This window comes from Actinoplanes sp. NBRC 101535 (genome assembly GCF_030269225.1).
GTDB classification, from domain to species: Bacteria; Actinomycetota; Actinomycetes; order Mycobacteriales; family Micromonosporaceae; genus Actinoplanes; species Actinoplanes rectilineatus.
In genome coordinates, this window is the sequence record NZ_BSSY01000012.1 from 230,750 (window position 1) to 245,196 (window position 14,447).

At 67.8% G+C, this 14,447-nt stretch carries 15 protein-coding genes and 1 tRNA gene; 8 read left to right on the forward strand and 8 right to left on the reverse strand.

The window, feature by feature from the left end:
• Positions 1-9 precede the first annotated feature (9 nt).
• On the reverse strand, positions 10-1,056 hold the full coding sequence (locus QSK32_RS30070) for an efflux RND transporter periplasmic adaptor subunit (RefSeq protein WP_045744221.1): 1,047 nt from the start codon (positions 1,054-1,056) through the stop codon (positions 10-12).
• Positions 1,056-1,625 carry a hypothetical protein gene (locus tag QSK32_RS30075; protein WP_052720756.1) on the reverse strand — a complete coding sequence of 190 codons (570 nt, stop codon included), beginning with the start codon at positions 1,623-1,625 and terminating at the stop codon, positions 1,056-1,058. The genes QSK32_RS30070 and QSK32_RS30075 overlap by 1 nt, the downstream gene beginning before the upstream one ends.
• Positions 1,626-1,735: 110 nt before the next feature.
• Here QSK32_RS30075 and QSK32_RS30080 point away from each other — a divergent pair, with 110 nt between their 5' ends.
• Positions 1,736-1,939, forward strand: a complete 204-nt coding sequence (locus QSK32_RS30080) for a hypothetical protein (RefSeq protein ID WP_285473818.1) — start codon at positions 1,736-1,738, stop codon at positions 1,937-1,939.
• Positions 1,940-2,593: 654 nt separating this feature from the next.
• Here the strand turns inward: QSK32_RS30080 and QSK32_RS30085 are convergent.
• The 3 genes from QSK32_RS30085 to QSK32_RS30095 all read right to left on the reverse strand — a co-directional run bounded on the left by QSK32_RS30085 (position 2,594) and on the right by QSK32_RS30095 (position 5,380).
• Positions 2,594-3,319, reverse strand: coding sequence for a hypothetical protein (locus tag QSK32_RS30085; protein WP_157411195.1), 726 nt, complete (start codon positions 3,317-3,319; stop codon positions 2,594-2,596).
• Positions 3,320-3,779: 460 nt separating this feature from the next.
• Positions 3,780-4,430 carry a hypothetical protein gene (locus tag QSK32_RS30090; RefSeq protein ID WP_052720755.1) on the reverse strand — a complete coding sequence of 217 codons (651 nt, stop codon included), beginning with the start codon at positions 4,428-4,430 and terminating at the stop codon, positions 3,780-3,782.
• Positions 4,431-5,170: 740 nt separating this feature from the next.
• A complete protein-coding gene (locus QSK32_RS30095; RefSeq protein ID WP_157411480.1) occupies positions 5,171-5,380 on the reverse strand; it encodes a hypothetical protein in 210 nt (69 codons plus the stop codon).
• A gap of 429 nt (positions 5,381-5,809) precedes the next feature.
• Here QSK32_RS30095 and QSK32_RS30100 point away from each other — a divergent pair, with 429 nt between their 5' ends.
• Both QSK32_RS30100 and QSK32_RS30105 read left to right on the forward strand, forming a co-directional pair.
• Positions 5,810-7,672, forward strand: coding sequence for a hypothetical protein (locus QSK32_RS30100; protein WP_157411481.1), 1,863 nt, complete (start codon positions 5,810-5,812; stop codon positions 7,670-7,672).
• Positions 7,669-8,253, forward strand: coding sequence for a hypothetical protein (locus QSK32_RS30105; protein ID WP_045747070.1), 585 nt, complete (start codon positions 7,669-7,671; stop codon positions 8,251-8,253). The genes QSK32_RS30100 and QSK32_RS30105 overlap by 4 nt, the downstream gene beginning before the upstream one ends.
• A gap of 278 nt (positions 8,254-8,531) precedes the next feature.
• On the opposite strand, the gene QSK32_RS30110 is transcribed toward QSK32_RS30105, so the two are convergent.
• Positions 8,532-8,603, reverse strand: a tRNA-Val gene (locus tag QSK32_RS30110).
• Between the two features lie 51 nt (positions 8,604-8,654).
• Positions 8,655-9,032, reverse strand: coding sequence for a TIGR02611 family protein (locus QSK32_RS30115; protein WP_245674272.1), 378 nt, complete (start codon positions 9,030-9,032; stop codon positions 8,655-8,657).
• 310 nt (positions 9,033-9,342) lie between these two features.
• Here QSK32_RS30115 and QSK32_RS30120 point away from each other — a divergent pair, with 310 nt between their 5' ends.
• The 4 genes from QSK32_RS30120 to QSK32_RS30135 all read left to right on the forward strand — a co-directional run bounded on the left by QSK32_RS30120 (position 9,343) and on the right by QSK32_RS30135 (position 11,630).
• On the forward strand, positions 9,343-9,774 hold the full coding sequence (locus QSK32_RS30120; protein WP_014446635.1) for an SsgA family sporulation/cell division regulator: 432 nt from the start codon (positions 9,343-9,345) through the stop codon (positions 9,772-9,774).
• Between the two features lie 221 nt (positions 9,775-9,995).
• Entirely contained in the window at positions 9,996-10,865 is an 870-nt protein-coding gene (locus tag QSK32_RS30125; RefSeq protein ID WP_045747072.1) for an AraC family transcriptional regulator, read from the forward strand.
• 65 nt (positions 10,866-10,930) lie between these two features.
• Entirely contained in the window at positions 10,931-11,386 is a 456-nt protein-coding gene (locus tag QSK32_RS30130) for an RrF2 family transcriptional regulator (RefSeq protein WP_045747073.1), read from the forward strand.
• 64 nt (positions 11,387-11,450) lie between these two features.
• Positions 11,451-11,630: a DUF4236 domain-containing protein gene (locus QSK32_RS30135; protein ID WP_045747074.1), complete on the forward strand. Its 180-nt coding sequence runs from the start codon at positions 11,451-11,453 to the stop codon at positions 11,628-11,630.
• Here QSK32_RS30135 and QSK32_RS30140 read toward each other — a convergent pair.
• Complete coding sequence (locus QSK32_RS30140) at positions 11,625-12,518, reverse strand: hypothetical protein (protein ID WP_285473819.1); 894 nt, start codon at positions 12,516-12,518, stop codon at positions 11,625-11,627. The genes QSK32_RS30135 and QSK32_RS30140 overlap by 6 nt on opposite strands.
• Positions 12,519-12,593: 75 nt before the next feature.
• On the opposite strand from QSK32_RS30140, the gene QSK32_RS30145 reads away from it, so the two are divergent.
• A complete protein-coding gene (locus tag QSK32_RS30145; RefSeq protein WP_285473820.1) occupies positions 12,594-14,189 on the forward strand; it encodes a tetratricopeptide repeat-containing protein in 1,596 nt (531 codons plus the stop codon).
• Positions 14,190-14,447 lie beyond the last annotated feature (258 nt).

A 14,447-nucleotide genomic window follows, 5' to 3' on the forward strand; every position in this document is an offset into this window, starting at 1 on the left:
CCGGGGCGGTCACGACGGCACCACGACCTGCATGCCGGCCTGGAGCCCGGTGCCTTTGACCTCCACCTTGCCGTCCGCGAACAGCCCGGTCTCCACCGCCATCGGCGTGGTCGTGCCGTTCTCGTAGACCTGCAGCCCGAATCCGCCCTCGGCGAGCACGACCAGCGCTGTGACCGGGACGGTCAGGACGTTCGGCCGTTGCCCGACGGTGAACGCGACGCTGACCACGGCCGCGCCCTGACTCCGCACCTTTGCCTTCGCGTCGAACCGGATGGTCACGTTGTAGGTGGTTGCGTTGGCCCCACCGTTGTCATTCTCGGTCACCACGGTGGCGATCTTGGCGATCTTTCCGGGCACCGTCTCGCCGTCCGGTAGCCGGACCTGCACCGCCGCGCCGTTCTCGGCCAGCCGGGCCGTGCCGGAGCCCAGCGGGACCGTGGCCAGAGCCGTCGTGCCGGTCACCTTCAGCACCTCGCTGCCGGAGCCCACCAGAGCACCGACCTGTACCGTCAGCGAGTTGACCCGCGCCTCGCCCGGCGCGTACATGATCTGGGACGTCGTCACCACACCGGTCTCGGTCACCCCGAGATCGTCCTGCCAGTCCTCGACCACGTCGGCCGTCGCGGAGCTGTACGTGCTGTCCACGGTGAATCCGCGGTAGCCCAGCGCCCACAGGTTCGACTCGAACTGCTTCACGTCGGAACCCTTGACACCGGCCTTCAGTTCCCGGTACGCGGGCAACCGCCCGTACAGCAGCGTGACCGGTCTGTCGTCCAAGCGGTAGAGCGCCTTTCCCCGGCCGATCGTGGTGCCCTCGGCGGGCAACTGCGTCACCGTTCCACTGCCCCGCGTCGTGATCGATGTGGGATCGCCGTACGCCAGTGTCCCGTCGACACTCTGCCGGTCGACGAGGGTCTCCTCGGTGGCCGTGGCGGTCGTCGGCGCGGTGGCGCCGGACGAACCGGAATCGTCGCCGTCCCGGGGAAGGCTGAACACCGTGATCGCCGCGGCCACCGCACCCACCGCGACCACGCCGGCTACCCGCTTCGCACCCATCAGGGAGTGCTTCCGTCCTGGCGCTCCTTCGGCTGCAGCATGAACTTCGCGCAGGCGTCCGACGCCTTCTTCCATTCCGGCGTGTTGTCCTGGATGTGCGCGCCACTGAGGTCGATATCGCCGTTGGCGTCCGGGTCCGGGAACTCCGGGAGACCGTTTTCCCGCATGCACTGGGAATAACCCTTGAGCGTCTCGATGTCCTCCGCGGACATGGCCGGCGCCTGTGCCGGGTTCATGTACCTCGACGAGCAGTCCTGCTGGGCTGTAGAAAGCTTCTCCTCGTCGACCTGGGTGCCCGCGGGCGGCGAGGCGTTGATGCGGCCGGAGCCGTCCGGGTCGGGCCACCACGAGAAGCCGGCGTCGCGCATGCACTTCCCGAACGCCGCCACGTCGCCGCCCTTCGAGTCGCCGCCGCCCGGCTTCGCGTCACTGACCGCGGAGTTCGGGTCGATGGAGACCACACCGCCGGTGTCGTCCTTCTTCGCGCAGCCCTCCAGCGCCCCGGCAACCGTCAGAGCGAGCGTGGAGAGGACCAGCGCCGTACGTAGCTTCGTCGAATCCGATGCCATGGGGGATGTTCTACGCCACGACCGGTCACACGACGGCCACAAACCACGGCCCCGAGAGCCGTACTCCACATTGGCCCTGCTTTCGCGGCACTGATCGAAGATTTCCTTCGGTGGAAGCCGGCCTTCCAGATCTGTGGTACGCCCACAAGACCTGGATGATCGAGGACAGCGTGCCGGAGGCCGCTCAGGCGAAGCGGCTGGGCCATCGGCTACCGGGGCTCTACATCCACGTCGCCCCCATCGGCGAACAGCGCCTCTTCGATGGCTTGCAAAAGCGCTGGGAGGGTACCGCCGAATTCGAACCCGAGCGGTGACCGCATTTGCGACGTAGTGGTGGTCAGTCGGGGAGCGAACAAATCAAACTCAGGAGCGGTCAACCCGACGTGCTCCCAGAACCATGACGAAAGGTCCACCGCATTGGATCATCGCGGTGGACCTTTTCGCAGCTCAACGTACTTGTGGGCGATACTGGGATCGAACCAGTGACCTCTCCGGTGTGAACGTAGCCCGATCAAGCCACTGACCAGCGCAAACGTAGATCTGCCCTGCTCAGTCGCCGTCGTCCGACGCCGCTGAACGCTGTTCGGCGCTGTTCGGCGCTGCTGGTTTCAACCCCGCCTGCTCCCCGTCCGATCGCCGGTTTTGGGAGCAGCGCCGCACCACCCATCCCGAACAGCCCGATTTCATCGTGGCGGTGCTCCCCACCCTTGCTGTGGATGGCCTCTGAACTGGGAAAACATTGCAACCGACGAGGGGCACGTTGCTCCCCCACGCCGCCGTCACTCCTGTCGAGCCCAGCGACGTGGTCGGGCCGGCGCCGTGCTCCCAAGGGTCAGTACCCCCGAGGTCACGCAAGCGAACGATCCGACAACGCCAAAGCGCCACTCTTACTGTCATGCCGATGTGAGTGCCTCTGGCAAGTGATGATCATTTACTGCGCTGATGCATCCGGATGTCGAGATGCGGCGTCAGCGGGAGTAGAACACGAGGAGCGAGGTCGGGGCCTTGGCGTATTCCGACTTGTTCCAGCCTTCCGTCATCGGCACCGCGGTGTCGCCCTTCGCCGGCACCGTGATCAGGTCACCGATCGGGAATGCCGACCACACCTGCTGCCGTTCCTGTACCCCCTCGGGTCGGTTCTCGGGCATTTCCCATACGGCGTAGAGGACGCGGACGGTGACCGGTGCCTCGTTGTCGTTGGTGAGCCGCACCCGGGCGGTCTCCGCGTCCAGGTCCGCCTTCTTGCCGGCCTCGTCGAGCGGAGTCGCGGCGACGCCGGCCCGCACGGCGGGGAAGTCCGCCTGCGGAGCCTTCTCGATGCGCACGGCGACGTCGGCGACCTCGGCTTCGCGCTTGCCGGAGAAGCGCATCAGCTCGTAGGTGTCGCCGGCCGGGACCACGAGGCGGCCGCGTTCGGTGCCGAAGACGCTGTAGGCGACGACGCCCGGGATCGGCTCACCGGCTTTGTCCAGGGCGGTGAATCGCAGAACCGGGGCGACGGCCTGTTGTCCGCTGTTGGTGATTTTGAGGATCTGGTCCATGCCGTCGTCCTGCTCGAGGAGGAAGTCGAAGGAGAGCGTGCTCGCCAGATCGATCACCTCGGGGGCGGCCTGGGGTGTGGCGGTGCAGCCGACAAGGAGCGCAGTGGTGAGAGCGAGCATGGTGGGGAACAGAACGCGGCGCGGCATGGACACCGTCAGAGCATAGATCAACTTAAGAGTAACAAGATCATCAGCTAAGTCTTGAGAGCGTCAAGCCTGATGCATGGCTTCGGTTGCAGGAAGTGGACTCTGGCGGACGTTCCATGACTTTTCACTGGCTCAGTGAGGGTCGGATGTAGATGAGGACTGTGGTGATCCGCGGCATTGCCCGACGTTCTCTCATGGCCGCAAGTAGAGCGCTCGTCCGGCCGTCAGCGATGGACGACTTTCTCCGCGATTTCGGCACTCTGGGCGATGACCATCATGGAGACAGTCCCGGTTGCAGTCTCCGCTCTCCGAGTACGCCGACTGGTGAGCTCTCGGTAAGTCCGGATCCTCGACGACGTCGCCGCTGGCGAAGAGGTTATTGATGAAGCGCCGGAAGACCAACCAAGGCGGTCTCGTGTCGCCGTGTCCGGCGACGACGATGTCGGACTGGTACGTCCCTGTTGCGTCAGGCAGCGTCCTTGAAGATCCGCTGCTGCACCTCAAGCAGCGCACGCAGCTCAAGGACGACGTCACCGCCAGGACGCCGCCGCAACTCTGCAAGTCCACCAGGATCGACCCCGTTAGCCTCGGCAAGCTGCCGCGTGTACGCAGCAAGCAGCCCTACGAGTTCCTCCCACCGATTCGCAGCGAACGCGACGGTGATCATTCCGCTGTCGGACTCCGCTTTGACCGCATCCAGGTCAGCGAGCAGAAGCTCGACGTTTGACGCCCCCAGACGGCCGTCACGCGCCGCATCCAAGTAGCCGTTCAACGTGGCAGTGAACCGCTGTACCGACACCGGGTTATCCTCCACCACGGATGTCTCCTGCACCGTCGGCTGCGCCTTATCCTTCGTCGCCCATTTGTATAGCGCGACACCAGCGACCGTCACCGCCGCCGCCCCCACCGCGCCAACGACTACCTTGCCGGTGCTCGTGCGGGAACCGACCGACTTGGCAGCAGCCCACACCTGCTTCACCGACAGGTCAGCATCCTTCAGGTGGGACACAATCGACCCTGTAACCGCGTTACGGACCACACCGCCGGTCCTGATCAGTTCACCGCTCGAGATCCGCGCAGCGAGGTCCGCCGGAATGTCCAGTACAACGTTGCCCATGGTTCCGCTTCCCCTAGGTCCGCCTGACGGTGAATGCCAAGCCCGCGCCACGATCGTACGGATAGATGTCGGTAACGACCGCGAGCCCTCTTCGGCGCGCCACACGGGAACCTTACTGCGAGCGAGTGTCGTTGCCCGGCAGGCACAAACCAAGCACCGCCAGCATCCCGCCAAGAGAATCTTGCCGGCATCACTCCCTGGACGCCTGGCGAGGCCCGAGGGACACAAGGGCCTCCGGCCGGCATCCTGACCACTCCCACAACCCCCTGACCACTCCGGCCGTAGGGGAGAGGTCAGCCGGCGCCTGAACGCTCGACAGAACGCTCCGGGCGCGGGGGAGTGCTACACGGGAGCAGACGTAGGAGATCGATCACTCGGCACGACGCTGTTGAGCTGCGTAGACGTGCTCTTCGGCGCTGTTGAGCGCTGTTCGGATGGAGCGCTCCTGTGTGAACGTAGCCCGATCAAGCCGCTGACCAGCATGAATACAGATCGGTCCTGCTCAGTCGCTGTCGTCCAACGTTGCTGAATGCCGTGCGGCGCTGTTAGACGCTGCTGGTTTCAACCCCGCCTGCTCCCCGCCCGGTCACCGGTTTTGGGAGCAGTGGTGCACCGCCCACCCCGGACAGCCCGATTTCATCGTGGCGGTGCTCCCCACCCTCATTGAAGGCGGCTTCTGAACAGGGAAAACATCATGTCCCGCGAGGAGGAGGTTGCTTCTCGCCCAAGCGGGCGTCAGCTCATGCGGCATCTTCCGACGGGCCGGCGTCCGAAGGCGCCTTGTTTCCGTTCTCTCCATCTGGCCCGTCCGAGGACCCGGCATCACGTTGGCGGATGTCATCGGTGTATTCGTGGAAGAGGCGGAACCTGCCAGGCTGGATGCTGTTCTGCTCCGTGACGAACTTTCCGAGTCGGGTGACGTTGTCGGCTGAGGCTTCGGCGTCGGTCATGAGTGTGGCAGTTCTTCCGGTTCGTTGATTGCGGCCCTGTGGGCCGGAGGACGCCTGCCGCGATGTGGCACGCGCGCCCCGACAGCCTCGCGGTGTGCACCTCCCACCGTCGCGCACCGAATCGTCCGGCGCCGCTGAAACTGAGTCTCTGTGGGATTGCCAGGAGAAGAGGCTGTGCCTCGACCTGGAGACCGGCGTCCCAGCCCTCCCCGTGGTGCGATGTCACCAACGTACGATTTTCGCCTGGCCGCTGTCGCGCAACGCGGAGCTCTTGCCGAAGGCCCGTGAGCTGGCGGCGATGGTCATTGCCGATGCGAGTCGGCCGATCTGCCAACGCGCGGGCAGTGACGTGATCCACGCACGCCCAGCCGAACTAGCCAGATCCTGGCCAGCGTCTCTATGGTGCTTGGCTTATCACGTGGGGGGCGTATGTCTGAGCAGGTGACGGCGGTCAGCCGATCACGCAAAGCGATCTTGACCGGAGTTGCCGCGGTGCTGGCGGTTCTGGTCGTCGCGGGGATGGCTGTCTGGAAGGTCACTGGCAACGACGCGGGGTCTTCGACGCGTGAGCAGTTCCGGCAGGCGGTTGCCGCGGTCGCTGCGGCGCCGGCGGTGCGGGTGCAGTCTCCGCAGTTGGCTGGGTCGGTCAGCGACATGACGGTGCTGCGTGGTGGGGCCCTGACTGGCACTCTGACCGTCGCCGGCCTGGACGTCGGCGTGATGCGTGTCGACGGGCGCACGTACATCAAGATGCCGGAGCAGCTGTCTGGTGGGCCTGCCACCGCGCTCGGCGGGGGCCTGGATGGCGTGGCCGGGCAGTGGGTCACCGGTGGTACGTCGGCCGGATTGACGTCGGCCGGTGCTCGGTCACTGGTGACGCCGCAAGAACTCGGTGCTGCTCTGAGTGCCCAGGTTGAGTCGACCGCCGTCTTTCCCGATGTCGAGGAGACGACGATGGTCGGGACGGAGCAGGTGTGGAAGGCGACGGCTCCTTCCGGGGATCTGTTCGTCAGCACGGAGGCACCGCATCGGGTGGTGAAATACGCGCCGGCCGGTGTCGGGCCGTCTGTTCCGCCGATCCCGGCGCTGCCGACGTTCCCGACGATGCCGTCCGGACGGCCGTTGACGAGCCTTCCCGCGTTGCCGACGCTGCCGGATCTCGGCGGGATCTACGGGCAGGCGCTTCGGGCACCGACCGTGCCGGTGAAGGCCCCGGTCGCCGGGGCGTCGTTGCAGGAGATGGACTTTCCGAAACTCTCGGACGCGCAGGTCGAGAGGACGTACCGAGATCTGGTGGCGCAGGTCGGGAAGCTCACCGATGCGGTCGATACCAGCTACCAGTTCGACGTCAAGGGCACTGCGGCGTTCACCGGGTGCGGACCGGCGTCGTGCACGGTCACGCAGGCGCTGACGACGAGTTTCTCCAGCACGAACATGGAGGCCCCGAAGCAGGTCAGCGTCGACGTGACCGCGACGATGACCGGTGACGGTGCCCCTGTCGGCGGGTGCACATCGTCAGGGACGGTTCCGGTCAACGGGGCTGGCACGCTGCGGTGTACGAACGTGTCAGCGGCCTGGTCGGCTTTCTGGGTCCGGGCGAGCACAATGCGGGGCGCGCACGTGTATACCGCGCAGGTCCGGGCGGTCGCGAAAGCTGTCACAACGGCGAAGATCAAGCAGATCCAAGGCGACCTGCTCGACGAGCTCGCCGAGATCCTCGCTGACCAGAAAGCAACCGGGCAGCCGTCAGTGGCTGTGTCGGCGAAAACCTCCGGCAGGCCGTCGGCAGCACCTACGGTAGTGCCGTCGCAGAGCGGTGGCAGCAAGTGCGACAGCGTCAACCGGCAGGCCGAACTCGCCAAGGCCGAGGAGTCGGCGGAGAAGGTGATGGACGGGTACTCCCGGCAGGAGTTCAGGACGATCAACCAGACGGTCGCAGTACTGGCCGTCTGCAATGTGAAAACCGGGAGAGTGTTCTCCTACGTCGGCGGTCGTATCGATCTGGAGGACGAACAGCGGGCCGTGGCTATTGGCGCGGGTCTGCTGCCAGTCGACAACCCGAATGACGCAGTCCATGCGGAGCCGCTGGTCATCACTGAGGCGAAGACCGACGCCGCTGCGGTTCCGGTCAGTCCGATCGTGATCTACGCGTCCAACCCGTTCTGTGGTGAGGACAAGGAGAACTGCAAGGAACTCGTCGCCAGCGAACCGGGAGCTCAGATCGTGGCGCCGGTGAAACCGAAACGCAAGTCGCGGGCGGCGATTTTCACCCCGGGTATCGTCTGGCCGTGACGAACCTCGACCTGGAACTCTGGCGTTCGGCCCGGGACCGCGCGGATCAGTTGAGCCCGGATGCGCAACGGATCATGTCGGTGGCGTGTGTGCAACGCATGGAACGACTACTGATCAGGTCGGTGTCGCAGAACGAGCTTCGCCGGCCGGTTCCGGTGGTCACGAGCGAGGGTCTCTCCGTCGCGTGGGCGATCTGTGCCGGCGATGCCGTGGACCCGGGCGATGTCGTTGCCCGGCTACGGGCTTTCGGCCCGGTGGACGCCGATGACGAGATCCTGACCGGTGACTCGTCGATCCTGGCGTTCGTGCAGGACCTGCCTGATCTCATCGAACGGCCGGCGTTGTTCGTCAGCTCGGTGTTCAACGTCGTGACGAAGTACCGCCGCTGGACCCGGCGCGGTGCCGTCAACGGGTCCGCGGCCTTGTTCGAGACGGCGGCGCTGTTCCGCGATGTTGAGCGGCTCGAGGATGAGGCGATCACTCCGGAGCTCGTCGACCGAATCCGCGACGATGCCATCCGGGTGGGAGAGCATCTGGTCACCGTCATCGACGACTGGCACCGGCCTCGTCTCCAGGGCTAGGGCCGTTTCGAGATGACCTCTGAGGTTCCGCCCCAGCGATGCCCCACTCGGACAGCGCTCCGGCGTCGACTGCACAAGTGGCCTGGCACTCCCACCGATGCGCCACGCTCGATGGATGCCAGCGTCGGGTGAGCTCCTTGGCGACCTGGTAGTGGTCAAGCAGGGAGCAGAACAAATCTGACCTAGGAGTGGTCAACCCCGCCTGCTCCCAGAACCGTGACAAAAGGTCCACCGCATTGGATCATTGCGGTGGACCTTTTCGCAGCTCAACGTACTTGTGGGCGATACTGGGATCGAACCAGTGACCTCTCCGGTGTGAACGGAGCGCTCTCCCGCTGAGCTAATCGCCCTCAACGAGATGGAACTCTACTAGATGTCCCGCCGCCTAGGCGAACCAGGGGTCACTGGCGCGTCTCCAGGAAGTCCAGGGCGACCTGGACCAGGTCGACGCCGAAGCTGACCCGGACGCTCGCCCACACGACGGCGCTGATGAAGACCATGCCGAGCAGTCCGACGAGACCGCGGACCGGCAGGGACTGGCGGGCTATCCACTGGGTCCAGCTGGTCACGTGCCGGCGGGTGAAGGCGAGGACTCCCCGTGCCCAGTGAAACTCCACGGCGAGGATGGCCAGGCCGAGGATCACGATGGCCCACCCGGGCCCGGGCAGTGGGATCAGGACGATCCCGACCAGGGTGACCAGGCCGCCGAGGGCACCGACGCCGATCTTCAGGGCCAGGCGTCCGGTCGGGGTGGTCCGGATACGGTCGAGCACACGCACGTCAGATGCCTTGTCGTCCGGCTTTAAGAACCATTTCATCCCCCAGTGTTCCGCGGTCCCGTCACTACCCGGGAGGACTGGACGTTACCGGAGTAAGTCAACTGCTGGGCCACCCGACGCCGGGCGGAATCGAGTACATGGGCAGAACAGGACAAGATATCGCTTTACGTCCTGTGCGGAGGCGTTTTCGAAACCGTCTTCCCACTACTGGGTGAGATCAGCGTATGGCGGAGCGTAACGACAGGGATCACCTGAGTATGGGAAACGCGGGGTTCACCAGCCTCGCAGCGGTGCCGGGGGGAGTTCGTCCATGAGTACCATTCGTCCAACGACCGTCGAGGTCGAAACCTCGCTGCGGCTCGTAGCGCCAGACGCGACGGCTCTGCCTGTGCGGGCCAGTCTGCGCTACGACCCAGCCGACCCGTATGCGGTCCATGTGTTGTTCCACGCAGAATCAGCCGGTGGGGAAGCCGTGAGCTGGTCCTTTGCGCGGGAACTTCTTGTGACCGGGCTTGATGAGCCGGCAGGTATCGGCGATGTCCGGGTGTGGCCGTGGGCCACGCCGCGGGGCGATTTCGTCGCGCTGGCTCTGTCGTCACCCGACGGCAACGCGCTGTTCGAGGTGCCGCGCAGTGTCCTGGTCCGGTTCCTTCGGCGCACCTATGTGGTGGTGCCGCGGGGCCGGGAGTCCGATCACCTGGACGTGGATGCTGCGGTCAATCGTCTGCTCGCGGGGCGATAAACCGGGGGCGACCACCCCGGTGACAGCGACAGCGATCAAAGGGCGACTCGCGCGGACACTGCCGGTCCGTACGGGTCGCCCTTTATCCGGAAAAGTAATCGATCTCCGAAAAGAAATCGGAATCGGACGTATAGCGAATACCGAGCAGGAAAACGGACAATTAACGCATTGAGTTCAGGCAGGCATGCGTTGACGGTCGTCGACGGTTACCGTCAGCGTCGATGCCAGCACTCACTCATTCCGTTGACCCGGCGTTCGCGTGTCTCCCGCCAGACTGGGCGGGCATCGGCACGTGCGACCTGCCGGTGACCGCCGGTGCGCCCACCGGCCTTCTGGGCTGCCACGCGCTCGTGTCCACCACTGCCGGGACGCTGGTCGCCGAGGTCGACTTCGCCCGACATCAGTGCGGCCCGGGCACCTTGATCTGGGTCCGTCCCGGTCAGGCGGTCCGCTTCGAGAGCGGACCCGAGGGAGTCGTGTCGATCGTCTTCCGGTCCGATCTGTTCCGGCCGGAGGAGCTCGACGGTCTCGTGCCCGACGATCCGGACGGTCCGGCCCGCGCGCCGGTGAGCCTGCCCGACCCGGCCGGCTTCGGCGCCATGGTCGACAACCTGGTCCGGGACGCCGGCGGCACGCCGAGCAGTGCCGCTGCCGCGCTGATGCGCCACCAGCTGGCCGCGCTGCTGCTGCGGGTCCGGCTGCTGGACTCGGGCAGTGTGCCGCCCGGGCACGTCGAGGCCCGCACCTTCGAGCGCTTCCGTCGTCGGCTGGAGGAGGGCTATCCGGACTCCCGCCGGGTGGAGGACTATGCCGCCGAGCTCGGCTGTTCGGTGCGGACCCTGACCCGGGCGAGCCTCGCGCTGACCGGTCGCACCGCCAAGCAGGTCGTCGACGACCGTGTCGCGCTGCAGGCGCGGCGGCTGCTCGCCGCGACCCCGCTGTCGGTGGCGGAGGTGGGCCGCAGCCTCGGATTCGGGGAGCCGACCAACTTCGGACGTTTCTTCCACCGGGAGACGGGTCTGAGTCCGGGACAATTCCGTTCGCACTTCGTGACCAGCGGAATTCCCGCTCAGCGATCTCCCTCTGACTGACCGTAATTCCCACAACTCCCTGGGGTATGTGCATCCGGGATGTGGGCGGGGGGCATGATAGTCAGGTGCAGATCTCCGCGCGTGGCGACTACGCGGTCCGGGCGGCGCTGAGTTTGGCGCAGGCCTACCCCGCACTGATGTCGGCCCAGGCCATTGCCCAAGACCAAGACATGCCTCGGAAATTCCTCGAGGCGGTGCTCGCCGACCTGCGCCGTGCCGGAGTGGTCCGGGCGCAGCGTGGCGCCGAGGGTGGCTACACGCTGTCCCACCCACCACGGGACGTGACGATCGGCCAGATCCTGCGGGCCGTCGACGGCCCGCTGGCCGGCGTGCGCGGGCTCCGTCCGGAGGAGACGCAATACACCGGTGCCGCCGAGAACCTGCCGAACCTGTGGGTCGCGGTCCGTGCGGCGGTCCGTGAGGTGGTCGACGAGGTGAGCCTCGCCGAGCTGATCAGCGGGCGGATGCCGGCGCACGTCCGCAAGCTGACCACGCGTCCCGACGCGTGGCAGCCGCGCTGACGTTTGTAAATCCGCGTCATCGGGAATCGTTCTGCCACCAGCACAGTGGAGGGGAGACGTTCCGATGCCCATCGTTTACCGCAGCCGCAAGAAGATCGGGCCGCTTGTTCTGAACTTCACCGAGAACGGCTACTCGTCCTTCAGTTTGAAGATCGGCAAGTGGTCGTGGAACTCTCGGACCCGCGCGCACCGTTACGACCTGCCCGGCCCGCTGTCCTGGAAGCAGGACAAGTCCCGGTCATGACGTGCTGATCGAGACGTCTCCGCCGAGCCGGCCGTGTTCCGGCCGGCGGGTGACCGTCCCGGCGTCCACCAGGGCGCGCAGCACCGTGGTGGCGTCCGCCGCCCGATAGACCGTGTCGGTCAGGGCGAACGTCCGCAGTTCGGTCACCGTCGCCGCGCCCGCCTCGTCCAGACGCGCCAGCAACGCCCGGCGCAACGGGTCGTGGTCGGGCTCCGGCGAGACGTCGATCAGCAGGTCCTCCGGGTCGCCGGGGTCGCCCAGACGCGCCCCGGCGGACTCGGCGGCCGCCCAGAGTTCCTCCTTGAAATCCTCCAGGTTGCGTCCCGAGGCCGTACCGAACACCAGCAGCTCGCCGGTCGCCACCCGGACCGCAGTGACCAGTGGCAGTCCCACGGTGCGATAGGGCTCGAGCGGGGTCCCCGGCGGCAGCGCCAGCAGCACGTCGGCCGGCTTTCCGGCGGACGCCACCGCCGCGACGGTGGTCACGCTCGGCGGTTCACCGGCGCTGGTCGCATCCAGAAAAGCAAGCAGGGGTACGCGTGAAGCGCCCGCGGCCCGCAACGCCACCGCCAGTCGTTCCTCCGTCCCGCCGCCGACCGGGAGCACCGCCAGCCCGGCCGCCGCACCGGAGTCCCGCTGGGCCGCGCCGAGGCGCCCGATCAGCCCACCCGCCTCCGCGCCGACCGCCACCATGGACAGTTCCCGGTTGCGGGCCAGGTCGGGCAGGGCCGCCAGGACCCGCACCGCCGCTTCGGCGGCCGCGCCGTCGTCGGCGTCGGCGTATCCGTGTGCGTAGACCGCGCGGCGTCCGCGGTGCAGCGCACCGGGAGCCCATGTCTGCAGGTAACGGACCAGGAGTTCACGGGTGACCGTGGTGATCGGGGACATGTCCGTGTTTCTACCCTGTCCACTTCGCTACCGGAAACTTGTACCCACGGTATCCGGCCGAGCACTATGGGAAACATGGCCCCTCAACTCGCGGAACGAACGGCTCAGGCGCAGTCCCTGTCCACGGCCGGCGATCTCACCGGTGCCCGCGCGGTCCTGGACGACGTCCTGCGGGGCGCCGACGCCGACCCTCGCCGCGCCACCGCGGACATGGCCGTCGCGGCCGCCCTGCACGCCCGGGTCCTGATCGCCCTCGGCGACCCGGAGTCCGCCCGGCTCTGGGCATCCTTCGCGCACTCCGCCGAGGAACGCCTGCACGGCGCCCGCGACGAGCGGACCATCGCCGCCGCGGCCACCCACGCCGCGGTGCTGCAGCGGATCGGCCAGCACGGCCGGGCCGCGATCGTCTATCACGACCTGGTCGGCGAACTGGCCGCGGCGGACGGCCCGGACTCGCCGCGGGTGCTCGCCGCCGAGGCCGACCTGGCCGTCGCCGAGCACGCCGCCGGGCACTGCGGCGCGGCCCGGGCGCGGCTCGCCCGCGCCTGGCGGCACCATCGTGACGTGTACGGGGACGCCGCCCCCGCCGGGATCAAGATGCTCGCCCGGCTCGGCTCGATGGAACGCGAGTGCGGCCGGGACCGGCAGTCCGCCGAACACCTGGCGCTGGCCCAGGAGCTGAGCGCCCGGTACCTGCCCGCCGACCATCCGCTGGCCCGGCAGGCCGCCGCGCTCGCCACCGGGCGCGCGTCCGGCCGGCACTCGTGTGCGACCGCCGAGCGGGGCGGCCGGACCTCCACCGACCCGAGCCGCCGGTTCCCGCGCAGGCCGACCGTCGCCGACCCGGGCCCGGCGAGCCCGGCGCCGTACCCGGTGGACGCACCCGGCCAGCCACCACCGGACGACCGGCCGACCGATCCGAACGGCCGGGTCTATCCCACCGAGGACGACGATCTCGACGAGGAGTCCGACGACCGGGAGACCGACCCGAACGGTTCGGTGTACCAGCAGCCGCTGTACCTCAGTGACCTGCACCGGCTACCCGGCGACCCGGTCGGCCGGCACGCCCGGGCGGACACCCCGCCGCCGCTGCCCGGCCGGCGGGCACCCGACTACGACGAGGACGGCCGGGCGGTGCCGAAGGGCACGGCCAGCAGCGGGACCCGGACCGACCCGCCGAACACCCGGCGCGTCCCGGTACGCACCGACACCCCCGCCCGCCGCCGGGCCACCCATCCGCTGCTGCTCGCCGCGGTGCTGGCCTGCGGGGTGGCCGCGGCCGCCGCGGTGGTGATCCTGACCCTGCCGGACGCTGACGGGGCGACCGCACCGACGGCGGCGCCCACCGGCGCGCCCGCGACGACACCGGCGGCGAGCACGGCGGCCAGTGTCGCCCCCGCGGCGGCGGGGGCTCCGCAGAACGTCCGGCTGCGCGACAGCGGGGACAGCGTGACGCTGCTCTGGACGTACCCCCGAGGCGCCGAAGGCGTGGTGTTGATCTCCGGAGGCCGGGCCGGGGAGAAACCGCAGAAGTTCCAGGAGCTGTCCGCACGGTCGGCGGACTGGACGGTGAGCCCGCTCAACGAGAAGGTCGACTACTGCTTCTCGGTCGCCGTGAAGTACTCCGTGAAGCGGGTGGTGAGCTCCGCACCGGTCTGCACCGACCGCTGACGCCCGAATCCCCGTCAGGCCGGAAGCCGCTCCTGGCCGGCAGCCGCTCCTGGCCGGCAGCCGCTCCTGGCCGGCAGCCGCTCCTGGCCGGCAGCCGCTCCTGGCCGGCCGGGACGGACGGGTGGCGACCGTGTGCCGTGTCCCGGCCGGGACAGGGTGACCGGTGTCGCCGGGTTCGAAGGGCAGTGCAACCGGGCGGCAACCGAAGGGGACCCGTCCTGCCACCCGGGCGCCGGACCGTGGACCGTCACGGCCACG

Bases quoted from the DNA above. Each gene is read 5' to 3' on its own strand.
- QSK32_RS30120 (WP_014446635.1), top strand. From the start codon at position 9,343: ATGAGTACCATTCGTCCAACGACCGTCGAGGTCGAAACCTCGCTGCGG.
- QSK32_RS30095 (WP_157411480.1), bottom strand. From the start codon at position 5,380: ATGACCGACGCCGAAGCCTCAGCCGACAACGTCACCCGACTCGGAAAG.
- QSK32_RS30070 (WP_045744221.1), bottom strand. From the start codon at position 1,056: ATGGGTGCGAAGCGGGTAGCCGGCGTGGTCGCGGTGGGTGCGGTGGCC.
- QSK32_RS30135 (WP_045747074.1), top strand. From the start codon at position 11,451: ATGCCCATCGTTTACCGCAGCCGCAAGAAGATCGGGCCGCTTGTTCTG.
- QSK32_RS30075 (WP_052720756.1), bottom strand. From the start codon at position 1,625: ATGGCATCGGATTCGACGAAGCTACGTACGGCGCTGGTCCTCTCCACG.
- QSK32_RS30145 (WP_285473820.1), top strand. From the start codon at position 12,594: ATGGCCCCTCAACTCGCGGAACGAACGGCTCAGGCGCAGTCCCTGTCC.
- QSK32_RS30125 (WP_045747072.1), top strand. From the start codon at position 9,996: ATGCCAGCACTCACTCATTCCGTTGACCCGGCGTTCGCGTGTCTCCCG.
- QSK32_RS30100 (WP_157411481.1), top strand. From the start codon at position 5,810: ATGTCTGAGCAGGTGACGGCGGTCAGCCGATCACGCAAAGCGATCTTG.
- QSK32_RS30140 (WP_285473819.1), bottom strand. From the start codon at position 12,518: ATGTCCCCGATCACCACGGTCACCCGTGAACTCCTGGTCCGTTACCTG.
- QSK32_RS30090 (WP_052720755.1), bottom strand. From the start codon at position 4,430: ATGGGCAACGTTGTACTGGACATTCCGGCGGACCTCGCTGCGCGGATC.